17 protein-coding genes are annotated in these 18,540 nt (G+C 35.4%); 1 reads left to right on the top strand and 16 read right to left on the bottom strand.

From position 1 onward, the window contains the following. Positions 1-50 precede the first annotated feature (50 nt). From AC3IS6_RS22060 to AC3IS6_RS22010, 11 genes are all read right to left on the bottom strand, one after another. The gene (locus tag AC3IS6_RS22060) at positions 51-1,649 is read right to left on the bottom strand and encodes a PepSY domain-containing protein (protein WP_489162563.1); all 1,599 of its coding nucleotides are present in this window, start codon (positions 1,647-1,649) and stop codon (positions 51-53) included. A 182-nt stretch (positions 1,650-1,831) separates the two neighbouring features. Further along, positions 1,832-3,991: a TonB-dependent receptor gene (locus tag AC3IS6_RS22055; RefSeq protein ID WP_489162561.1), complete on the bottom strand. Its 2,160-nt coding sequence runs from the start codon at positions 3,989-3,991 to the stop codon at positions 1,832-1,834. 92 nt (positions 3,992-4,083) lie between these two features. After that, positions 4,084-4,287: a hypothetical protein gene (locus AC3IS6_RS22050; RefSeq protein WP_489162559.1), complete on the bottom strand. Its 204-nt coding sequence runs from the start codon at positions 4,285-4,287 to the stop codon at positions 4,084-4,086. Positions 4,288-4,495: 208 nt separating this feature from the next. Further along, on the bottom strand, positions 4,496-5,455 hold the full coding sequence (locus tag AC3IS6_RS22045) for a transporter family protein (RefSeq protein ID WP_489164938.1): 960 nt from the start codon (positions 5,453-5,455) through the stop codon (positions 4,496-4,498). A gap of 486 nt (positions 5,456-5,941) precedes the next feature. Further along, complete coding sequence (locus AC3IS6_RS22040; protein ID WP_489162557.1) at positions 5,942-6,982, bottom strand: cytochrome-c peroxidase; 1,041 nt, start codon at positions 6,980-6,982, stop codon at positions 5,942-5,944. Positions 6,983-7,215: 233 nt separating this feature from the next. Continuing rightward, entirely contained in the window at positions 7,216-8,016 is an 801-nt protein-coding gene (locus tag AC3IS6_RS22035; RefSeq protein WP_489162555.1) for an MbnP family protein, read from the bottom strand. Positions 8,017-8,131: 115 nt separating this feature from the next. Further along, complete coding sequence (locus AC3IS6_RS22030) at positions 8,132-8,476, bottom strand: hypothetical protein (protein ID WP_489162554.1); 345 nt, start codon at positions 8,474-8,476, stop codon at positions 8,132-8,134. Between the two features lie 196 nt (positions 8,477-8,672). Further along, entirely contained in the window at positions 8,673-12,014 is a 3,342-nt protein-coding gene (secA, locus tag AC3IS6_RS22025) for a preprotein translocase subunit SecA (RefSeq protein ID WP_489162553.1), read from the bottom strand. A gap of 87 nt (positions 12,015-12,101) precedes the next feature. Beyond that, entirely contained in the window at positions 12,102-12,323 is a 222-nt protein-coding gene (locus tag AC3IS6_RS22020) for a DUF2795 domain-containing protein (RefSeq protein ID WP_007138072.1), read from the bottom strand. 150 nt (positions 12,324-12,473) lie between these two features. Beyond that, entirely contained in the window at positions 12,474-13,043 is a 570-nt protein-coding gene (locus AC3IS6_RS22015) for a cob(I)yrinic acid a,c-diamide adenosyltransferase (protein WP_489162551.1), read from the bottom strand. 144 nt (positions 13,044-13,187) lie between these two features. After that, complete coding sequence (locus tag AC3IS6_RS22010) at positions 13,188-13,874, bottom strand: ABC transporter ATP-binding protein (protein WP_173966131.1); 687 nt, start codon at positions 13,872-13,874, stop codon at positions 13,188-13,190. A 296-nt stretch (positions 13,875-14,170) separates the two neighbouring features. Here AC3IS6_RS22010 and AC3IS6_RS22005 point away from each other — a divergent pair, with 296 nt between their 5' ends. Then, entirely contained in the window at positions 14,171-14,830 is a 660-nt protein-coding gene (locus AC3IS6_RS22005) for a DUF6565 domain-containing protein (protein ID WP_489162549.1), read from the top strand. 435 nt (positions 14,831-15,265) lie between these two features. On the opposite strand, the gene AC3IS6_RS22000 is transcribed toward AC3IS6_RS22005, so the two are convergent. The 5 genes from AC3IS6_RS22000 to AC3IS6_RS21980 form a co-directional block, all read right to left on the bottom strand. After that, entirely contained in the window at positions 15,266-15,670 is a 405-nt protein-coding gene (locus AC3IS6_RS22000; protein ID WP_489162547.1) for a helix-turn-helix domain-containing protein, read from the bottom strand. Between the two features lie 128 nt (positions 15,671-15,798). After that, complete coding sequence (locus tag AC3IS6_RS21995; RefSeq protein ID WP_489162545.1) at positions 15,799-16,650, bottom strand: alpha/beta hydrolase family protein; 852 nt, start codon at positions 16,648-16,650, stop codon at positions 15,799-15,801. Positions 16,651-16,700: 50 nt separating this feature from the next. After that, positions 16,701-17,492 carry an O-methyltransferase gene (locus AC3IS6_RS21990; protein WP_489162543.1) on the bottom strand — a complete coding sequence of 264 codons (792 nt, stop codon included), beginning with the start codon at positions 17,490-17,492 and terminating at the stop codon, positions 16,701-16,703. Positions 17,493-17,575: 83 nt separating this feature from the next. Beyond that, positions 17,576-18,037, bottom strand: coding sequence for an FKBP-type peptidyl-prolyl cis-trans isomerase (locus AC3IS6_RS21985; protein WP_489162541.1), 462 nt, complete (start codon positions 18,035-18,037; stop codon positions 17,576-17,578). 97 nt (positions 18,038-18,134) lie between these two features. Further along, positions 18,135-18,500, bottom strand: a complete 366-nt coding sequence (locus AC3IS6_RS21980) for a four helix bundle protein (protein ID WP_173966125.1) — start codon at positions 18,498-18,500, stop codon at positions 18,135-18,137. Positions 18,501-18,540 lie beyond the last annotated feature (40 nt).

Genomic DNA, 18,540 nt, shown 5'->3' with positions numbered 1-18,540 from the left:
AGGCGTCTAATTATTGCCTTTTAAAAACCTTTGCGCCTTTGCGAGATTTTTTATTTTCTCAAAAGCAGAATAACCCCCAAAACACTAACAATTAAAAAAGTTAATGCGGCTATAACCATTGTTAGATCCCTAATATTCTTTCCTGCCCAATCCATAAATAAAAATTTGTGAAGAATGGCAAAAGAATATCCTTCGATCCTATCACTATTTTTAACGACTGCGGCTAATCTTGAGGTCGAAGTCTCAATGAAATAAGTTGTTTTTTCGGGTGTGTCGTAAGCTAGTTTTATAACCGGCAATCTTTTGTTGACAAAGCCATATTCGCGACTATTAAAATCAGTTAAAAGTTTAGCATCTAGTAATTTTACGTTTTCTAAAGAGACGTGAGATTCATCTGAGCTTTGATCCATTTCGCAACAAGCGGCTTTTGGAGCTCTGTCTGTAAAATAATAAGCCAGAAATTCAGCGTATTGAAAATCTAGATTTGGTATAACTTTATTAGTTGTAGCATTAATATAAACGACCTCAGATTTTGGATCTTCTTTTTTGTTCCATTTTGAATTAGAATCTGATTTCGATGTTTTGAATTTTTGTTTTTCAAGCAATTGACAACGGAAGTAGGTTGTATCATTTAAAGTAATAATGCTCGCATTGTGGAAACGGCTCCAGTCTAAATCCAGATTAGTATTGGCAATAGAAATTTCTTTGGTTTTGAAAGTTGGTTCGTAAACCATTTGCGATAAAGTATACGGATTCCATTTTGTAGTGGCATGGTAAGCACCGCTAAAAGCAAATGTCAAGGTAAAAAGCGAAATCCAAATACCAATTTGGCGATGGTATTTTCTAATGCCTTTTTTAGGTTGTAAAGAGTCTGTTCTTTTAAATTGTTTCCATAATAAACCATAAATCACGATTCCGCTTATGGCCGAAAAACCAATGATAGATAACAAGAATATCATCGTTATAATTCGGATACTATTGTTTGATATTACATCGATAAACGACCAATTATGAAACGTATCAAAGAACCAGATAAAGGCTTGTCTCGAAGTTGGGTTATAAGTGGCAAGTTTGCCTGATGATGTTTCGACATAAACCTGCATGGCATCCGGACGATCAAAACTTAGTTTGTATACGGGTAAATAACGATTGACATATTTGTATTGCGACGTAAATTCGGTTACGACTTCGCTTTGTTTAATGGCGCTTTTTTGATCGTCCAGAAAATAGCGCGAAAGCCATTCGGCATATTTTTGATCTCCGTTTTCGAGCTTCTTTGCGTTTGAAGTATCGAAATAGATTAGTTCGCCAAAGATTGTTTTTACCTGATAAAAAATAGCGTTGTTGAATGAAACGATTCGGAAATTTTTGAATTGTGTGATTTCATTTTTTTGTAAAACTTCCTGAATCGAAAAGTGCAGTTGGGTTTTATCAATTATTGGTGTTTCTAGTTTATCGTGCGCAATTTCGGGTTTAAAGAAATGCGCCATAAACGGATGCATTAATCCTGATAAAGTCCAGAAAATAACCGGAACAATGGTTATTAAACCAATTGTTCGATGCCATTTGTACATATTCTGCTTGACTTTCTTGACAAATTTTGAATCTTTCTTTTTAGATTTTTTGTCTTTGTTTATTTCTTTGCTCATTGTTAGGTTTTTTAGCCCCGATGGGAACGACATCCTTTTGTGTCCGCCACGGAGGACGCAAAAGATATAGTGGACAGCGGGATTAGCTTCTAATAATTATTATTTTATGCCACAGATTAAAATGATTAGAATGATTTTTTAAAATAATCTTTTTTAATCCTATAACCTGTGGCATAAATTTTCTATTTTTTTAATGAAAAATTATACTGTATTCCAAACACAAAAGTTCTTGGAGCTGCTGCTGTATAAGTGGGTTGAGCGTTTGCGGTATTGGCCCTCGAAACATTATAAGCGTATAATTTATCGGTTAAATTGAGTACGTTTCCATAGACTTCAATGCTCTTCCATTGATAACCGACTCTGGCGTTGAATAAGTTATAACCACTATATTTTACGGTATTAATCTGATCCTGGTAATAACTTCCAACCAATTGCCATTCGACAGAAGTTCTAAAATTTGGAAGCCAGTTTGGGGAATAACTTACCTCAGAATTTCCAGACCATTTTGGTGCGGCCGGCATTTCTTTCCCGTCCAGATTTTGAATAGGATCGCTTGGTTTGTCAGAAAGTTTAAAATCGATATAAGTGTGTTGTGCGTAAGTTCCGCCAAGACGAACGTTGAATTGTTTTGAAGGACGATACGAAGCTCCAAACTCAACACCTTTATGACGCGTTTCTCCAGCCGAGCGATAATCTGTTGAATTATCAGGAAGTTTAATGTTCAAAAGTTCATTTTTACCTTCCATATAGTATAAAGCGTAGTCAAAATTTAACTTGTTTTCAAGAAAAGAAAGCCATCCGCCAACTTCGTAATTGTTGAAAGTTGCGGGATCAAGATTATAATAAAAGTCAGCAGGAATGCCAGTTGTTCCACCAGTTCCGGGTTTGGTTCTAAAGATCGACGTAATTCCGGGAGGAGCAAAACCCTGAGAATAATTGCCATAGAAACCAGCAAATTCAGTTGGATTGTAATTGACACCGGCTTTAAAAGTCATCTTGTCATAAACTTTACTTCCGGTAGAATTGTCTAGCGCGTTGTTGTAATTGACTTTCATATTATCGTAGCGTCCGCCAACGGTAATAATCAGTTTTTCGATAGGGTTAAAACTCAATTGCGCATATCCGGCAGAGTTGAAAATATCTGCCGTATAATTGGCTAATTTTGAGTCCGGATGTTGGGCAACAATCTCGTATGAACTAACGGTTTGTTTGCCAGCTTGTCCAGGATTTAGATTGGCTTTTAGATCGATAACATACGACCAATAGGTCACGGGGGAATAATCGTATAAAGCTCCTGCAACCAATTTGGTGTTCCAAAAATCGAATTTTTGAGTATGCTGCCCAATCGCGCCATAACTTTTAAAGTTATTCGAGTTAACTTCGCCTTTTGCCGTAGTAGGATTTACAGTTGGGCTCCATCTAATTCCGTAAGAAGGATTTTGTCCTAATTTATTATCGCGCAAATATGCTGTAATATAACTGCTCGAATTGCTGTTCCAGTCGTGTTCTAATGTTAATCGTGTTCTTAATGCGTCAGATTTTCTATAAGTGAAATTAGAGGTGCTTTGGTAAGTTCTGTTATTAAAAGCAGCTTCATTAACAGTTCCGCTCATGTCCGAATAATATTTTCCGTACATCGTATTGCTGATTAATCGGGTCGAAGAGGAGATGTTGTAATCAATTCTCGCATTTAGATTGTCTTTATTATAGTCAGAATACGTCATCCAGCCGTTTTCCTGTAAACTCGAAATTCCGGCAATATGAAAACCGACTTTTCCAATTGTTGCACCGCCAGCCGCCTGAAATCTTCGATATCCGTAATTATCAGCCTGAACGCCAAATTTAAATTCCGGATCAACAGGAGGTTTTTGCGAAATTAAATTAATCGTTCCGCCAACCGCTTCGGGTCCGTACAAAGACGAAACTGGACCTTTTACAACCTCGATACTTTGTATATTAAACTGATTAATTTCTAATAAAGCATTGTGGTTAAAGATTCCCATTGGACGAATAGGCAAACCATCTTCGAGATATAAATAATAAGCATTGGTTGTCATAGGCTGACGAATAGACATCATGTGTTGCTCGTTACCTAAATTAACCATCAAAACTCCGGGTGTTTTGTTGATGATTTCATAAACCGCTGTCGCCTTAGTTTCATTGATCGTTTTAGCGGTCAATTTGCTTATGGCAACCGGAGTTTCTTTACGCAAGGTAGCGGTACGATTTGCGGTGATAAAAACATTATCCAGTTCCTGAGATTGTGTTGTATCTTGCTTGACTTTGTTTTGTGCTAAGACACATTGCCCTATAATGAATAGAGCGAAGTATATTTTCTTCATTTTAAATGATATAAATTTTAAAAAGTACCCGACATTTTCTTGACAGAATGCCGAAAAAGCTTTTCAAAAGAATTGAAAAGCGGGACTAAAATTTATATCAAATAAGACGGTGGATGAAAAGTAGTATTCGAAACCGAAACAGGTTTTTTATCCGTGGGAGCAAAAATTTTCGCTGTCGATTCTGTTGGTGGGATTATTTTAAAATCGGCTATAATGATATTCTGAATGTAGACTACCTCTGCTTTTTCTTTCAAATTGTCGTGCATTCTTTTTTCGTTATCATCATATTTTTTCAAGCTTTTCTGAAGTTCGCATCGACCATTACAACTATTAAAAAGCATTTTGCGTTGTACACAGATAGTCTTTGATATCTCTTCCTGATTGAGCTTAAATACCGTGTAAACGCAGAAACTGCCAAATGATGGCATTAAAAGCATAAAGGAAAGAAATATGATGACAATTTTTCTCAAAGCTTGTTTCGTTGTTTTTCTTCTGTTTTAAAAATTATAGGGTATAATTTAAGTTGATGCTCCATCTGTAATTTGCCTCCATATTACCGCTTGATAAGTTTTGGTTAATAGGCAACATCGCATTAATTCCTACCGAAAATTTATCTTTTCCGGCTTCGATGCCAAATTTGCTAAACAAAATATCACCGGCCGTATTGAGTAAATTCAATCCGTGTTGTTGGTTGGTTTGGTAGACCTCGCCCGCTAAACCTGCTTGCGGAACAATTTGAATTGATTTTAAATCGAACAAATAAAAGAACGTTCCGGCATAATTAAACTGATCGCCATATTGGTAATTTTTACTGTTTTCGGTTTTAAAAATGTAGTTTAGCGTTGTGTTTAAGCCTAAGTTTTTATGCTTTACCACATATTCGGAAACCACCGGGAAATCCCAACTTCCGGTTCCCAACTGAAAACTCTGATTAACGCTTCCTAAATTATTTGCTTCTTTAAATTTTCCGGTAGGAAGTTTTATACCACCACCCAAATTTATTTTATGCGTAAAAAACGTGCTGTCTTTTTTGGTTTCAAAAACCGTATACAAAGCCATCACGGTAATATCACCTAATCCTTCAATATTTTCTGTCCCTGCGGTTAATTGTCTTTCGTTAAAATGATACGGAACTAACGCCGAAATCTGAATTTTCTCCGTGACCGGAATTCTTGCCCAAGCCTGAATTGTATTGAAACTCTCATCAATCCAAGGTGAATTGGCAAAGATTCCGTCGCGACTCGTATAACTTTGTTTCATATATCTCAAGCCCACAAAATTATTATTTAGCATCGAGCCAAAACCCATACTTCCACCACTTGCTGAACATCCGCACGCATCGCAATCAAAATCTTCCATCATTGCCAAACGCTGAAAAGTAAAGGCCGAAATACTATCTTTTGCGGTAAAACTAAAGGCCGAAAAACCAACCAAAAGCATTAATGTTACTATTGTTTTTTTTATTTCCATTTTTATTATTTTTAAGAGCTGATCCCGCTTTTCGTTGCAAGCTTTTTTCAAAATCCCATTTTTCCTATGTTTTTACAAAGCTTCCGCTGGTCGCTTTATAAACCCAGGAAAAATTAGGTCTTTTTTCAAAAAGGCTTTTCACTTCAAATATAATTCACTGAACTCCTATGAAAATAAAAGTTAGGTGAAGTAATCGGGGCTAGGACTCCGGTTTTTATTATAATTTTATTTTTTGCTATTCTTGATAACACAATCTTGTCATTTCGACGGAGGAGAAATCACACTCGTTGATCGACAAAGATTGGCGCTTTTCTTTACGGGGCTTCTCGCGGAGATTTCTCCTTCGCCGAAAGAACAAACTTTGGCGATATTTTTTGCCACAGATTAAACGGATTAAAATGATTTTTTTAAATATGATTTTTAATTATTTTTAATCTGTATTAATCAGTGTAATCCGTAAAACCCGTGGGCCAATTTTCTTTAAAATTCTGCAAAACGCTTATCTGTCAAATACTGATTATCTGTTAGTGTTTTTAAAAATGCTATTATTTTTGTTTTTTCGGTATCCGTAAGTTGAATTCCAAACTTTCCGTTTTGCTTTAATATCGGATCCAGACTTAGCGAAGATTCTATACCACTTGCATAGTGCTCCAGAACACCTTCCAAAGTGCCAAATCGTCCGTCGTGCATATAAGGTCCTGAAACTTCCACATTTCGTAAACTGGGTACTTTGAATTTGTAATAGTCGCTCGCTAACTCAGTGACTTTATATCTCCCAACATCGTTCACCATTGGGTTTACCGCCAGGCCGTTGTTGCGAAAAGAATTGTCTGTCTGTAAGTCGGTGGCATGGCAGGAGGCACATTTAGATTTGAATAAATCATATCCGGCCAATTCATCAGCTGTTAAAGTTCCACCGGCTTCTTTACGTCTGTATTTGTCAAACTTTGAATTAGAAGAAGTAACCATAACCATAAACTGCGAAAGCGCTTTTAGCATATTTTCGGTTGAGATTTCCCCGTCATTAAAAGCCTGTCCAAATAATTTTTTGTACTCTTTGTCGCCTTTCATCATTTTTAGAATGGCATTTAGATCTCCATTCATTTCTATAATGCTCGTTAAGGGAACTATTGGCTGCAAGTCTAAATGGTCTGCAGCTCCATCGTACATAAATATCGGCTGGTAAGCCAGATTCTGAATCGATGGTGTATTTCGTGTTCCTTGAGCATCATTCACGCCATGACTTACGGTGTGTCCGTGATGGGTGAAGGCGTTGGCCTGTATGTGACAAAAGCCACAGGAAACTACGCCGTCAGACGCTAAACGTCCGTCATAAAATAGTTTTTTGCCCAGTTCAAATCCTTTTTCAGTTGGAGGATTCTGCGCAATGTTATACGCTAAAGCAGGAAAGTTCGAGGGAACAGTAAATTCTAAAGGAATGTTTACGTATTCTTCTTCCTGATTAGAGCAACTCCACATCAGCGGAAGCAGTAACCATAGAAAATGTTTTATTTTCAGCATGATTTTTAAAGTATAAAAAGAGTAAAGAGAATTTTTCTACCACTACTTACACGAATTGACGCAAGTAGAACAAGTAGTTTTTTTATCGGGATTACTCTTTGATTTGTAGAAGCAGCAGTGTTGTTTTTCCTTACCAATATTCTTTTATGTCCATTTTGGCGGACACAAAAGATAAGGTATGTTGGAAAACTCAGGTTTTATTTCCCCTAAGGTTTGTACTTCTTAAAAATAAATTAGTCGTTATGTACGTGGTCTACTCTAAACATTGTTGAAATGTTTTTAGTGATTAACGGTAGTTTTGCACCGCCCATAATCATAGCGCCCATGCCGCCCATATTGTTGTCCGAAAGGATGATTTTGTTGGTTCCGTCGATGATTTTAGACAAGTCGGTTATAAAGTGAACTTGCGGTGTAATAGTGGTACGAACAAGTGCTTTTGTTGGTAAATCAAGTGCAACTTCGGTATAGTTGTAGTCAGTTCCTGTTTTACCGGTATGGATCATAAACGGAGTTGCTTTAGTAACGGTTGCAGAGGTGAAAGTTCCTTCTAAAGCAAAGAATTTGTAACCCGCTGCCCATGACCACATCATTCCTGCAGCGTCGGCCTGAGCTAAAAAGTTGCCCTGTCCGGCAGCACCAAGTTTCCATTGATCTTCATCAACTCCAATTCCGAATTTTACTTTGATGTAATCTCCGGCAGGAATATCGGTCAGTTCAAATGCGCGTCCTTCAGCAGTTGCTTCATCTGCAATGAAATAGCTTTTGCTTTTTGGATAAGTATAGGTGGTACCATCGGCTTTCGTTAAAACAATATTGCTCACGATATATTTAACCAGACTGATTTTTAATACTTCATTATTTGAAGTTTTATTGGGTTGAGTATTGAGGATAAGATCGTTGGCGCCGTAGGAGTTGTCAAACTTCAGGATTAATTTTCCATTACCGGAAACTTCCTGGTTGTCATCGTTTGAACATGAGATTAAGGATATAGATAGTGCTACAATAGCAAGGGCTTTGTATAAAGTATTTTTCATTTTATGAATTTTATATAATTGTAATTTTAAATATAAGGTGTGCGTAGACACGTTTTCATTGTTTTTTTGGTACAATGAAAATCATTTCAATTGATGTTGAAATGTGATTTAAAAATTATATAAAATAGGATGGAGGGTGGAAGGTAGTAATAGAAACCGAAATTGGTTTTTCGTCTAAAGAAGCATAAATTTTTGCTTTAGATGCTATTGGAGCTGCCAGTTTGAAATCTGCTGTACTTGTATTTTGAATGTAAACTACTTCTGATTTTTCTTTCAGGTTGTTTTGCATTTTCTTTTCGTTGTCGGCATATTTTTTTAAACTTTTTTGAAGTTCACAACGACCGTTACAGGTATTAAAAACCATTTTGCGTTGCACACAAATTGTTTTTGATATTTCGTCCTGATTTAATTTGAAAGAGGTATAAACAACAAAACTGCCGAATGAGGGCACTAGGAGCATACAGGAAAGAAATATGGTAAATAACTTCTTCAAGAGTTGATTTCGTTGTTTCGAATGCAAAAATACATTATAATCGTTTTTTGAACGAACAAATACGGATTTTTTTATAAAAAAATATCCGTAGGTACTTTTTGTACCTACGGATATTTCTAGAATAATAAGGTCAACAGGTTTTTAAAAACCTGTTGGCTTTACTTTATTTAACAATAACCCATTCGCCTGAGGCTACTAAAGATTCCGCTTTTTTAAATTTCATTGTTTCTGTTTTACCGGTTGCAACTTCCTGAACTGTTACAGTATCATTACGGTTGATTTTTGGCATGTCTCTCACAATCGTTTCTGTAACTTGACGCTGTTGTGTTTCTCCTGCTTCGCGGTTGATTTCTTCACTGTTTACGATTTCGTCTTTGCTTAATTTGAAGTTTTCTTTTTGACGTACTTCTTTAGCTTCGTGAATTTCAGGAACGTTTTGAGCTGGTAAATCACCTTTGAACAAGAATGAAATCACTTCTTTATTAACGTTGTCCAGCATTCCTCTGAACAAATTGAAAGCTTCCAGTTTGTAAATAAGCAATGGATCTTTTTGCTCGTGAACGGCCAATTGAACAGATTGTTTCAATTCGTCCATTTTACGTAAGTGTTTTTTCCAAGCCTCATCAACGATAGAGAGTGTGATGTTTTTCTCAAAATCAGCAATTAACTGAGCTCCTTCACTGTCGTATGCTTTTTTCAAATCGGTTACAACATTTAGCGTTTTAATACCGTCAGTAAATGGAACTACGATACGCTCAAAATGATTGTTTGGCTCTTCGTAAACTCCTTTAATGATTGGGAAAGCTTCTCTGGCACTTCTTTCTGTTTTTTCAGTATAGAAAGCTAAAGCTTCTTTGTACACTTTTCCAGTTACTTCAATATCTGATAATTTTGTAAAATCTGCTTCAGAAATTGGAGATGTAATTCCGAAATAACGAATTAAATCAAAATCAAATGTTTTGAAATCATTAGCTATTTTATTGTTGCTTACGATTAATTCGCAAGTATCATAAAGCATGTTTGCAATATCCAGTTTCAAACGCTCACCAAATAATGCGTGACGACGACGTTTGTATACTACTTCACGTTGAGAGTTCATTACGTCATCATATTCTAATAAACGTTTACGAACACCAAAGTTGTTTTCTTCTACTTTTTTCTGAGCACGCTCGATAGATTTAGTCATCATAGAATGTTGGATAACTTCACCTTCCTGAAGTCCCATTCTGTCCATAACTTTAGCTACTCTTTCAGAACCAAATAAACGCATTAAGTTGTCTTCAAGTGAAACATAAAATTGAGAACTTCCCGGATCTCCCTGACGACCTGCACGACCACGTAACTGTCTGTCTACACGACGAGAATCATGACGCTCGGTACCAACGATGGCTAAACCTCCAGCAGCTTTTACCTCAGGTGTTAATTTAATATCGGTACCACGACCAGCCATGTTTGTTGCGATAGTTACCACTCCGGCTTTTCCTGCTTCTTCTACGATTTGTGCCTCTTGTTTGTGCATTTTAGCATTCAAAACGTTATGCGTAACGCCTCTCATTTTCAACATTCGGCTTAATAATTCTGAAATCTCTACAGAAGTCGTTCCAATCAATACTGGTCTTCCGGCGTTTGATAATTGTGTAACGTCTTCAATTACAGCGTTGAATTTTTCACGTGTCGTTTTGTAGATGTAATCTTCTTTGTCTTGTCTTGCAATCGGACGGTTGGTTGGAATTTCAACAACGTCTAATTTATAAATCTGCCATAACTCTCCGGCTTCTGTAACAGCAGTACCTGTCATACCACCTAATTTGCTGTACATTCTGAAATAATTCTGTAATGTAACTGTTGCAAAAGTTTGTGTTGCAGCTTCGATTTTTACATTTTCTTTAGCTTCGATTGCCTGGTGTAAACCATCAGAATAACGACGACCATCCATGATACGACCTGTTTGCTCATCGACAATCATGATTTTGTTGTCCATGATCACATACTCTACATCTTTTTCAAAAAGAGCGTATGCTTTTAAAAGCTGGGTAAGTGTGTGGATACGCTCGCTTTTTACTCCAAAATCCTGGAATAATCTTTCTTTAGCTTCTGCTTCACCGTCTTTGTCCAGTTTTTGTTTTTCGATAGCGGCAATTTCAGTTCCAATATCCGGAAGTACGAAAAAGTCCGAATCAGTATCTCCTGAAAGGTATTGAATACCGTTGTCAGTCAATTCAACCTGATTGTTTTTTTCTTCAATTACAAAATACAAAGCTTCATCCACTTTGTGCATTTCGCGATTGTTATCCTGCATGTATTGATTTTCGGTTTTTTGAAGCAATTGTTTGATTCCTTCTTCACTCAAAAATTTAATTAATGCTTTATTTTTAGGTAAACTTCTGTAAGCTCTTAATAATAAGAATCCACCTTCTTTAGTATTTCCTTCCTTAATTAATTTCTTAGCTTCTGATAGGAAACCATTCGCTAACTGACGTTGCTGTGCTACTAAGTTTTCGATTTTTGGTTTCAGTTCATTAAATTCGTGACGATCTCCTTGTGGAACTGGTCCAGAGATAATAAGCGGTGTTCTGGCGTCATCAATTAATACAGAATCGACCTCATCGACAATAGCATAATTGTGTTTTCTTTGTACTAAATCGCTTGGTGAATGCGCCATGTTATCTCTTAAGTAGTCAAAACCAAATTCGTTATTGGTTCCGTAAGTGATATCGGCGTCGTATGCTTTTTTTCTTTGTTCTGTACTTGGCTGGTGATTGTCGATACAATCAACTGTTAAACCATGAAATTCGAATAAAGGTGCTTTCCAGGTACTATCACGTTTTGCAAGGTAATCATTCACGGTTACTAGGTGAACTCCATTTCCAGTTAGAGCATTTAAGTAAAGTGGAAGTGTCGCAACTAAAGTTTTACCTTCACCTGTCTGCATCTCGGCAACTTTACCTTCGTGTAAAACCATACCACCAATTAACTGAACATCATAGTGAATCATGTCCCAGGTAATTTCTTTACCGGCAGCATTCCATTTGTTAGCCCATGTAGCTTTATCGCCTTCAATAGTAACATATGTTTTTGCAGCAGAGAATTCGCGGTCTTTTGCTGTTGCAGTAACTTCAATAAACGAATTGTCTTTAAAACGGCGTGCCGTTTCTTTTACTACAGAGAAAGCTTCAGGAAGGATTTCCAATAAAGTTTTTTCTGAGATTTCGTAAGCTTCTTTTTCAAGAGTATCAATAGCATCATAAAGATCTTCTCTTTTGTCGATGTCTTCGATGTTTTCTACTTCTGCTTTAAGCGAAGCAATTTTAGCATCTTTATCAGCTCTGGCTTCTTTTATTTTCTCCTTAAAAAATACGGTTCTGGCTCTTAATTCGTCGTGAGACAAACTCATTAAGCTAGTTTCGAATGTTTTAATTTTGTTTAAGTAAGGCTGTAAAGCTTTGACATCTTTCTGTGATTTATCACCTACAAAGACTTTTATAATACTGTTTATGAAACTCATGATTTATTGTATTTCTATTTTATGTAAATGTGTGTTTGAACCAAAAAAAAAGCCTCGGTGATGAGACTTTTTCCTTTGGTTTATTTTTTAATATTCATCCTCATTCCAAAGATAATCTTCGTCTGTTGGATAATCAGGCCAAATTTCTTCCATTGATTCATATATCTCCCCTTCGTCTTCAATTGACTGAAGGTTTTCTACTACTTCTAATGGAGCACCAGCTCTAATAGCGTAGTCAATAAGTTCGTCTTTGTTAGCAGGCCATGGCGCATCACTTAAATAAGATGCTAATTCTAATGTCCAATACATCTGTTATCTGTTTAGTTTGTGCAAAAATAAATTTTTTACCGAAAAAGACAAGTAAAATTTGATTTATTTTAATAAAATTTAAGAACGTTTCATTTAGTTTTCAGTTTTCTGTGACAGTTTACAGTCTGAAAACTGAAAACTGCGACTGAATTACTTTCTCGGAATCCATTTTACTTCCTCCGCATGTAAGTCAGAGGTCAACTTCCGTGCCAATACAAAAAGGTAGTCAGAAAGTCGGTTTAAGTATCGGATTGCGATTTCAGGAACGGGTTCATTATGGCTTAAATGTACTGCCAGACGTTCGGCGCGACGACAAATACAACGTGCTATATGACAATGTGACACAGTGGGATGTCCTCCAGGTAAAACAAAATGAGTCATTTGTGGAAGACTTTCCTCCATTTGGTCAATTTCATTTTCTAACAATTCGATATCACTATCAATTATTCCAAGATTCTTCAAACGAAGCTCACCATTTTTTAAGACTTCTTTTTCTTGTGGTGTTGCCAAAATGGCACCAACGGTAAACAAACGATCCTGAATCTCGATTAAAATGGTTTTATAATGGGCATTCATTTCCTGATCACGGATGAGTCCTATATAAGAGTTTAGTTCGTCGACAGTACCATAACTGTCAATTCGAATGTGATCTTTAGGAACACGTGTACCGCCAAAAAGAGCGGTTGTTCCTTTATCTCCTGTTTTTGTATATACTTTCATTTTTTTTAAAGATGCTAAGGTTCTGAGGTGCTAAGATTCTGAGGTTTTTCTCGTTTAAATCAATTTACAGTCAGAATTTTTTTTAAGATGCTAAGTGACTAAGTTTTTTATTCGATTAAACAATTAACCAAATAAACGATTAAACTATTTAGTGGTGTCGCTTTCAATTAAACCGTCTCTTAAACGAATAACTCTATGTGCATAAGCTGCAATATCTTCTTCATGGGTTACAAGGATCACTGTGTTTCCCTGTGCGTGAATGTCACCAAAAAGCTTCATGATTTCTACAGAGGTTTTGCTGTCTAAGTTTCCGGTTGGCTCATCGGCCAAAATAATCGAAGGTTTGTTTACCAAAGCTCTTGCAATGGCAACACGTTGGCGTTGTCCTCCGGAAAGCTGATTAGGCTGATGGTCCATTCGGTCTGCGAGATTTACCTGTTTTAGAACTTCTTCAGCGCGTTTGGTGCGCTCAGATTTTGAATATCCGGCATAAATCATGGGTAATGCAACATTGTCTAAGGCAGTTGTTCTGGGCAATAGATTAAAAGTCTGAAATACAAAACCAATTTCTTTGTTTCGAATTCCTGCCAGTTCATCGTCTCCCATTTGGCTGACATCTTTTCCGTTCAGAATATAATGTCCTGAAGTTGGCGTGTCCAAACAACCTAACAGATTCATTAAAGTCGATTTTCCGGATCCTGATGGCCCCATTAAAGCCACATATTCACCTTTGTTGATTTCCAAATTGATTCCTTTCAAAACATAAACAATTTCGTTACCTAGCACAAAATCTCGTTTGATCTTGGTTATTTTAATTAATGGATTTGCCATTTCGATTTACAATTTTGGATTTAAAAGTACAAAACACTTTTCAATAAACGATAAGTAGCCTCAAATTGATTTTTGTTACAGAAGTTCTATCGCTGTATATGAATTCGGTTGTTGTTTCAACTTTTTTCGACTAAATGCTTAAAGACTAAAAAAATGTTGCATAATTTTGAATTAAATTTACATAATTACCATTTTTTATATTTTATTTTTATTTATAATGTTAAAATATTTGTAATTATTGATTTTACGAGTGTTTTTAGAGGTATATTTGAAATCTAACTTTAAATAATCAGATTATGAAAAATATACCATTGTTGTCCGGAATTGCGTTAATCGCATTAGGTTTTGTATCGTGTAAAGATGAAAAACAGGAACAGGCTCAAAAAACAATCGACTCTTATGTTGCTTATGTCGACTCCGTTAAAAATGTTAAGGCTGACGATTTAAAGGCTGATTGGAAAGCCGTTGAAGCAGAGTATGAAACAAGAGCTGCTAATGCTCAACTGGCACTTGCTGATATTAAAGAAAATAGTGCCGCAACAGAGAAAATAAATACGAGTAAGATTAAATACGAAGAATTTAGAAATAATATGGTAACTATTCTTGCTCCTCCAGCGCCTAGTCCAAAACAACAATTGCGTAATGCTCTATTTGGTGAAGGAAAGATTGGAGAAGATATGAGTTTTGCCTGGGTGAATGCTAAAAACATTCATAGTGTATATCAACAGTTTGTGCATACGGTGGAAAAAAATAAAGACAGTTATTCCCGTGAAGACTGGGACGAAATTAAATTGATGTATGAAGCACTTGACAGCCGAAAAAATACAGTAGAAAAAGAAGGCTTAACAGGCAAAGACAATCGTAAAATTGCCGGTTTGAAGTTGAAATTCGCTCCAATGTACACCTTAAATAGAATGGGTGCGAAGTCTGAAGAAACGGCAGCTGCTAAAAAATAAGGAAGTAAATTGAATTAGTAAAAAAGACAGTCAGAAATGATTGTCTTTTTTTATGCCAAGTAATTTAATTATTTTTTAGTTTTACCCCTTGTTGGCGTGATTACAATATCTTTAAGTAAAGAAAGTATCTTTGTACTATTGTATCTAATAAATCTCTCGCGGAGCCTTAAAGTCTGGAAGCTTTTTTGAATTGGCTCCAGCTTTAGCTGGAGTTTGTGTATAAACAAACTGAATGGCTTTAGCCAAAAACGCAGGATTTGGCTAAAGCCTAATTGTTACGCATATTAAATACCTCCAGCTGAAGCAGGAGGCTATTCAGTAAATTTAGCACTCAAAGAAGTGATGTCTCTACAAAAAAATGAGTCATAACGATCTTAAAAAAGTTTAATTTAATGACATTGGGTGTGAGTATCTTGCTCGTGAACGCAAAAAAAATTATTTGCTAATTAACTTTTCAAGCCTTGCCATCATTTCATCTTTCTCTTTTAGCATACGCTCGTATAATGCAATTTTTTCTTCATGTAATTGGATAATCTTTTCAATTGGATTATTATTAAAAGTTGGGCTGTAATTTATTAAGCCTTGAGTATCATGAAATGTGTTTGAAATAATATTTATCGCCTGTTCTTCATCAAAATTTTGAAAAGCTTCAACAGGAATTTTCAGGGAATTAGAGATTTGTCTTAGTAAACTGTCTTCAATTATGTCTTTCTGTTCCAGCATAGAAATTTTTTTCTGGTTCCAGTCTTCTCCCAAATCATAAGCCAGTGCTTCCTGTTTGATGCCAAGCATTTCTCTGAAGCGTTTTACATTTCTTCCCTGATGAATTTTCTGTTCCATAATAAATGTCTTTTTTCTGAAGGTTCAAAGATAAAGCTATCTGTACTAAAAGTGTAAATTTCAAAGATAAAAAAAGATCTCAGAAAACATCTGTTTTTGTCAGATATTATACCTTAATTTAGAAGGTGCTAATTCTCAAATTTCCTTAAGTCCTTTAAAAAGAGTTCCCAAATGCTCTCTTTAAATTTATTTTTAAAAAAGCCAAAATGCCCAATATCTTTTACGCCAAATTCTTCGGCTTTTAAATGCGTTCTGGTGACTTCAGCATTTTTGAATTGTGATGCAATCCAGTTGATTGCTGGCACAGTGGCATAAAAATCATTGTCGATGCTGTAGGATTTTATTTTGCATTTTATTTTGTCGTAGCTCTCTTTTACATTTTCGATGGAGTCAAAATGATAGTTCGGTTTTTTGCACCATTTAGCCCATTCGAGTGCCATTCCCTTAGGTAAATCTTCCATTCGGGTGAAGTGACTGGAAGGCAGGTAGTTGAAAATTCTGCAGAAAGAGGGGATAATTACATACCATAAAAATTTCATTTTTAATCTGTCAAATCCTTTCCAATGTACCCAGCTTCCAGATTGTGATGCAACCATTATAACGCCGTCAAATAAATTATTCGAAGGAACTAAACCAATAAGCTGACCGCCAATACTGTGTGTTATGATGAATAATTTGCTGTTTGGATTTTTATTTTTGACATATTTAACTACGCTTTCAAAGTCGTTTTGTGCCCAATTTGAAGCTGTTGTAGAAAACTTAGAAAGTGATTGAATTTTAGAATCGCCAATTCCTCCATAGTCAAAGGTGAAAACAGAGTAATTGTTTTTAGATAAAAACTTTGAAAAATTCTGATAATAATTTTGCTTAACTCCTGTGGCAGAAGCAATAATAACACAATTGGCATTTGGATTGTCTGAAAGAAATTCAGTTACGGCTATAGAGTATTCTAAAGGTGTATCAATTTTGATTGCATTCATATAAACTTCGTATAGTAACAAATGTAATAAAAATTGTATACTGAAATTTGTTAAGTGCGAATCACAAAATGTTCTTTTTCCTGCTCGTATCTGAAAAAGACAAATCCCCATTGAAAAGTATCAATCGTAACGGTTACTTTAGGATGATTTTTGATAATCTCCCAGGCTTCTTCCATTTCCAACGACCAATGTATGTCGTCAAAGATCCAAACCGAATCGTTGTTTATTGTTGGTAGTAAAAGCTCAAAATATTCCAGAGTTGCTTTTTTAGAATGATTACCGTCGAAATAGATTAAATCGAAGTTTGCAGTCTCCGTTTTCAGTCTCAATTGAATATCCTGAAGATAGTTTTCAAATTCTGTTACAATCGAATTTATATTAGAACAATCAAATTTCGTAAATTGATTTTGAGCAACATTTGCCGTATTTGGACAACCTTCTAATGTAATAACTTTTGCTTTTGTATTTCCTAAAGACAAAGCTGCAGTTGCCATACCTAAAGAAGTTCCAATTTCTAAAACATTTTTCGGTTTGAAATAATTGGAAGTTCTAAATAACAATTCGGCTCGTTTTGGAGAAATTCCGGCTGTGGAAGCAATTTTTGAGATTTGTCTTCCGTTAGATTTGAAAACTTTTGAACCGGCACCAAAATCGGTTACTTCAATGAAATTTTTATTTTCTAAAAGTGATTTTCTGTAGTTCTTAAGGGTTTTGTACTCCGGTTTGGGTTTCTTATCGTAAAAACATTTCGTCAATAAATGAAACACGAAGGGCGAATGCACTCCGTGTTCATTTTTGGAATTCCAAAGAAATTTTAAATAAGACTTTATTTGAAATAACATGATGTTTTATGTTTCAGTGCTGCTTTGAAGTTGTGATAAGATCTGCTTTAAAAATCTAAAAGATCATTTAGCAAGATTTATTCTTATTTGTTTACTTTGATTAACTTAATATCAAAAATAAGTACTGAACCTCCAGGGATTTTTTTATTTCCTTTGCTGCCATAGCCCAAATGCGAAGGAACAAGAAGAATTCCGCTTCCACCAGTTTTAAAATAAGGAATACCTTCTGTCCAACCTTTTATAACTTCATCTAAATTGAAAGAGATTCCATCTGAATTACTTTGATCGAATACCGTTCCATCGGTAAAAGAACCTCTGTAAGCTACGGTTACATTAGATTTTGCCGTTGGCTGAATTCCGGTTCCGGGAACGTCAATAAAGTAGTACAGTCCAGAACTGGTTTTTTGCGCTGTTAGTTTGTTTTTGGCAATATAATCGACAATTTCTTTCTCGTTTTGAGCTGTGTAATCTTTTTCTTTTTCATCTTTTGAGCAAGAAACAAAAAGCATTACAGCAAGTAGTAGTGAAGCTAATATTTTTTTCATTATGGTGTTTTTTTAAGGTCGTAAATATAAGGAATTAGTCTCAGTTTTCAGTCTCAGTCTCGGTTTTCAGTTTTCAGTTTTGTAATGGTAGTTAGTTTTATCCACATCCAAACTTAGTTGGATTGTTGATCATATAATTTATTAATCGTCCAATTTCGAGATTCTTAATATTTAGTTTGTCAAATGTTTCTTTTGTAATGTATTGGCATTCTAACGAAAATTCGAGCCAAGTACTTGTCTCTGAGTTTTCGGCATCGCTATCCGTTAATTTACTTATAAAATGATTTGTATATCTTCTTTTTCTATATGATTCAGCAATATTAGCACTAACACTTCTCGAAGATCGACGTATTTGATCCGTTAAAGAAAACCTTTCTTCTTTAGGAAACGTTTTCGACAATTCAAAAATTTCCATTGCAAGTTCAAATGATTTCTTATAGGCCAATAAATCTTTAAAATCCATAACTAGTTTTGATGCTAAATTAAGATTTTTCTTTCATTAT

It is taken from the genome of Flavobacterium sp. KH_035, assembly GCF_057839565.1.
The sequence above is the reverse complement of the archived record's forward strand: the minus strand, read 5'-3'. Positions and strand labels throughout refer to the sequence as shown.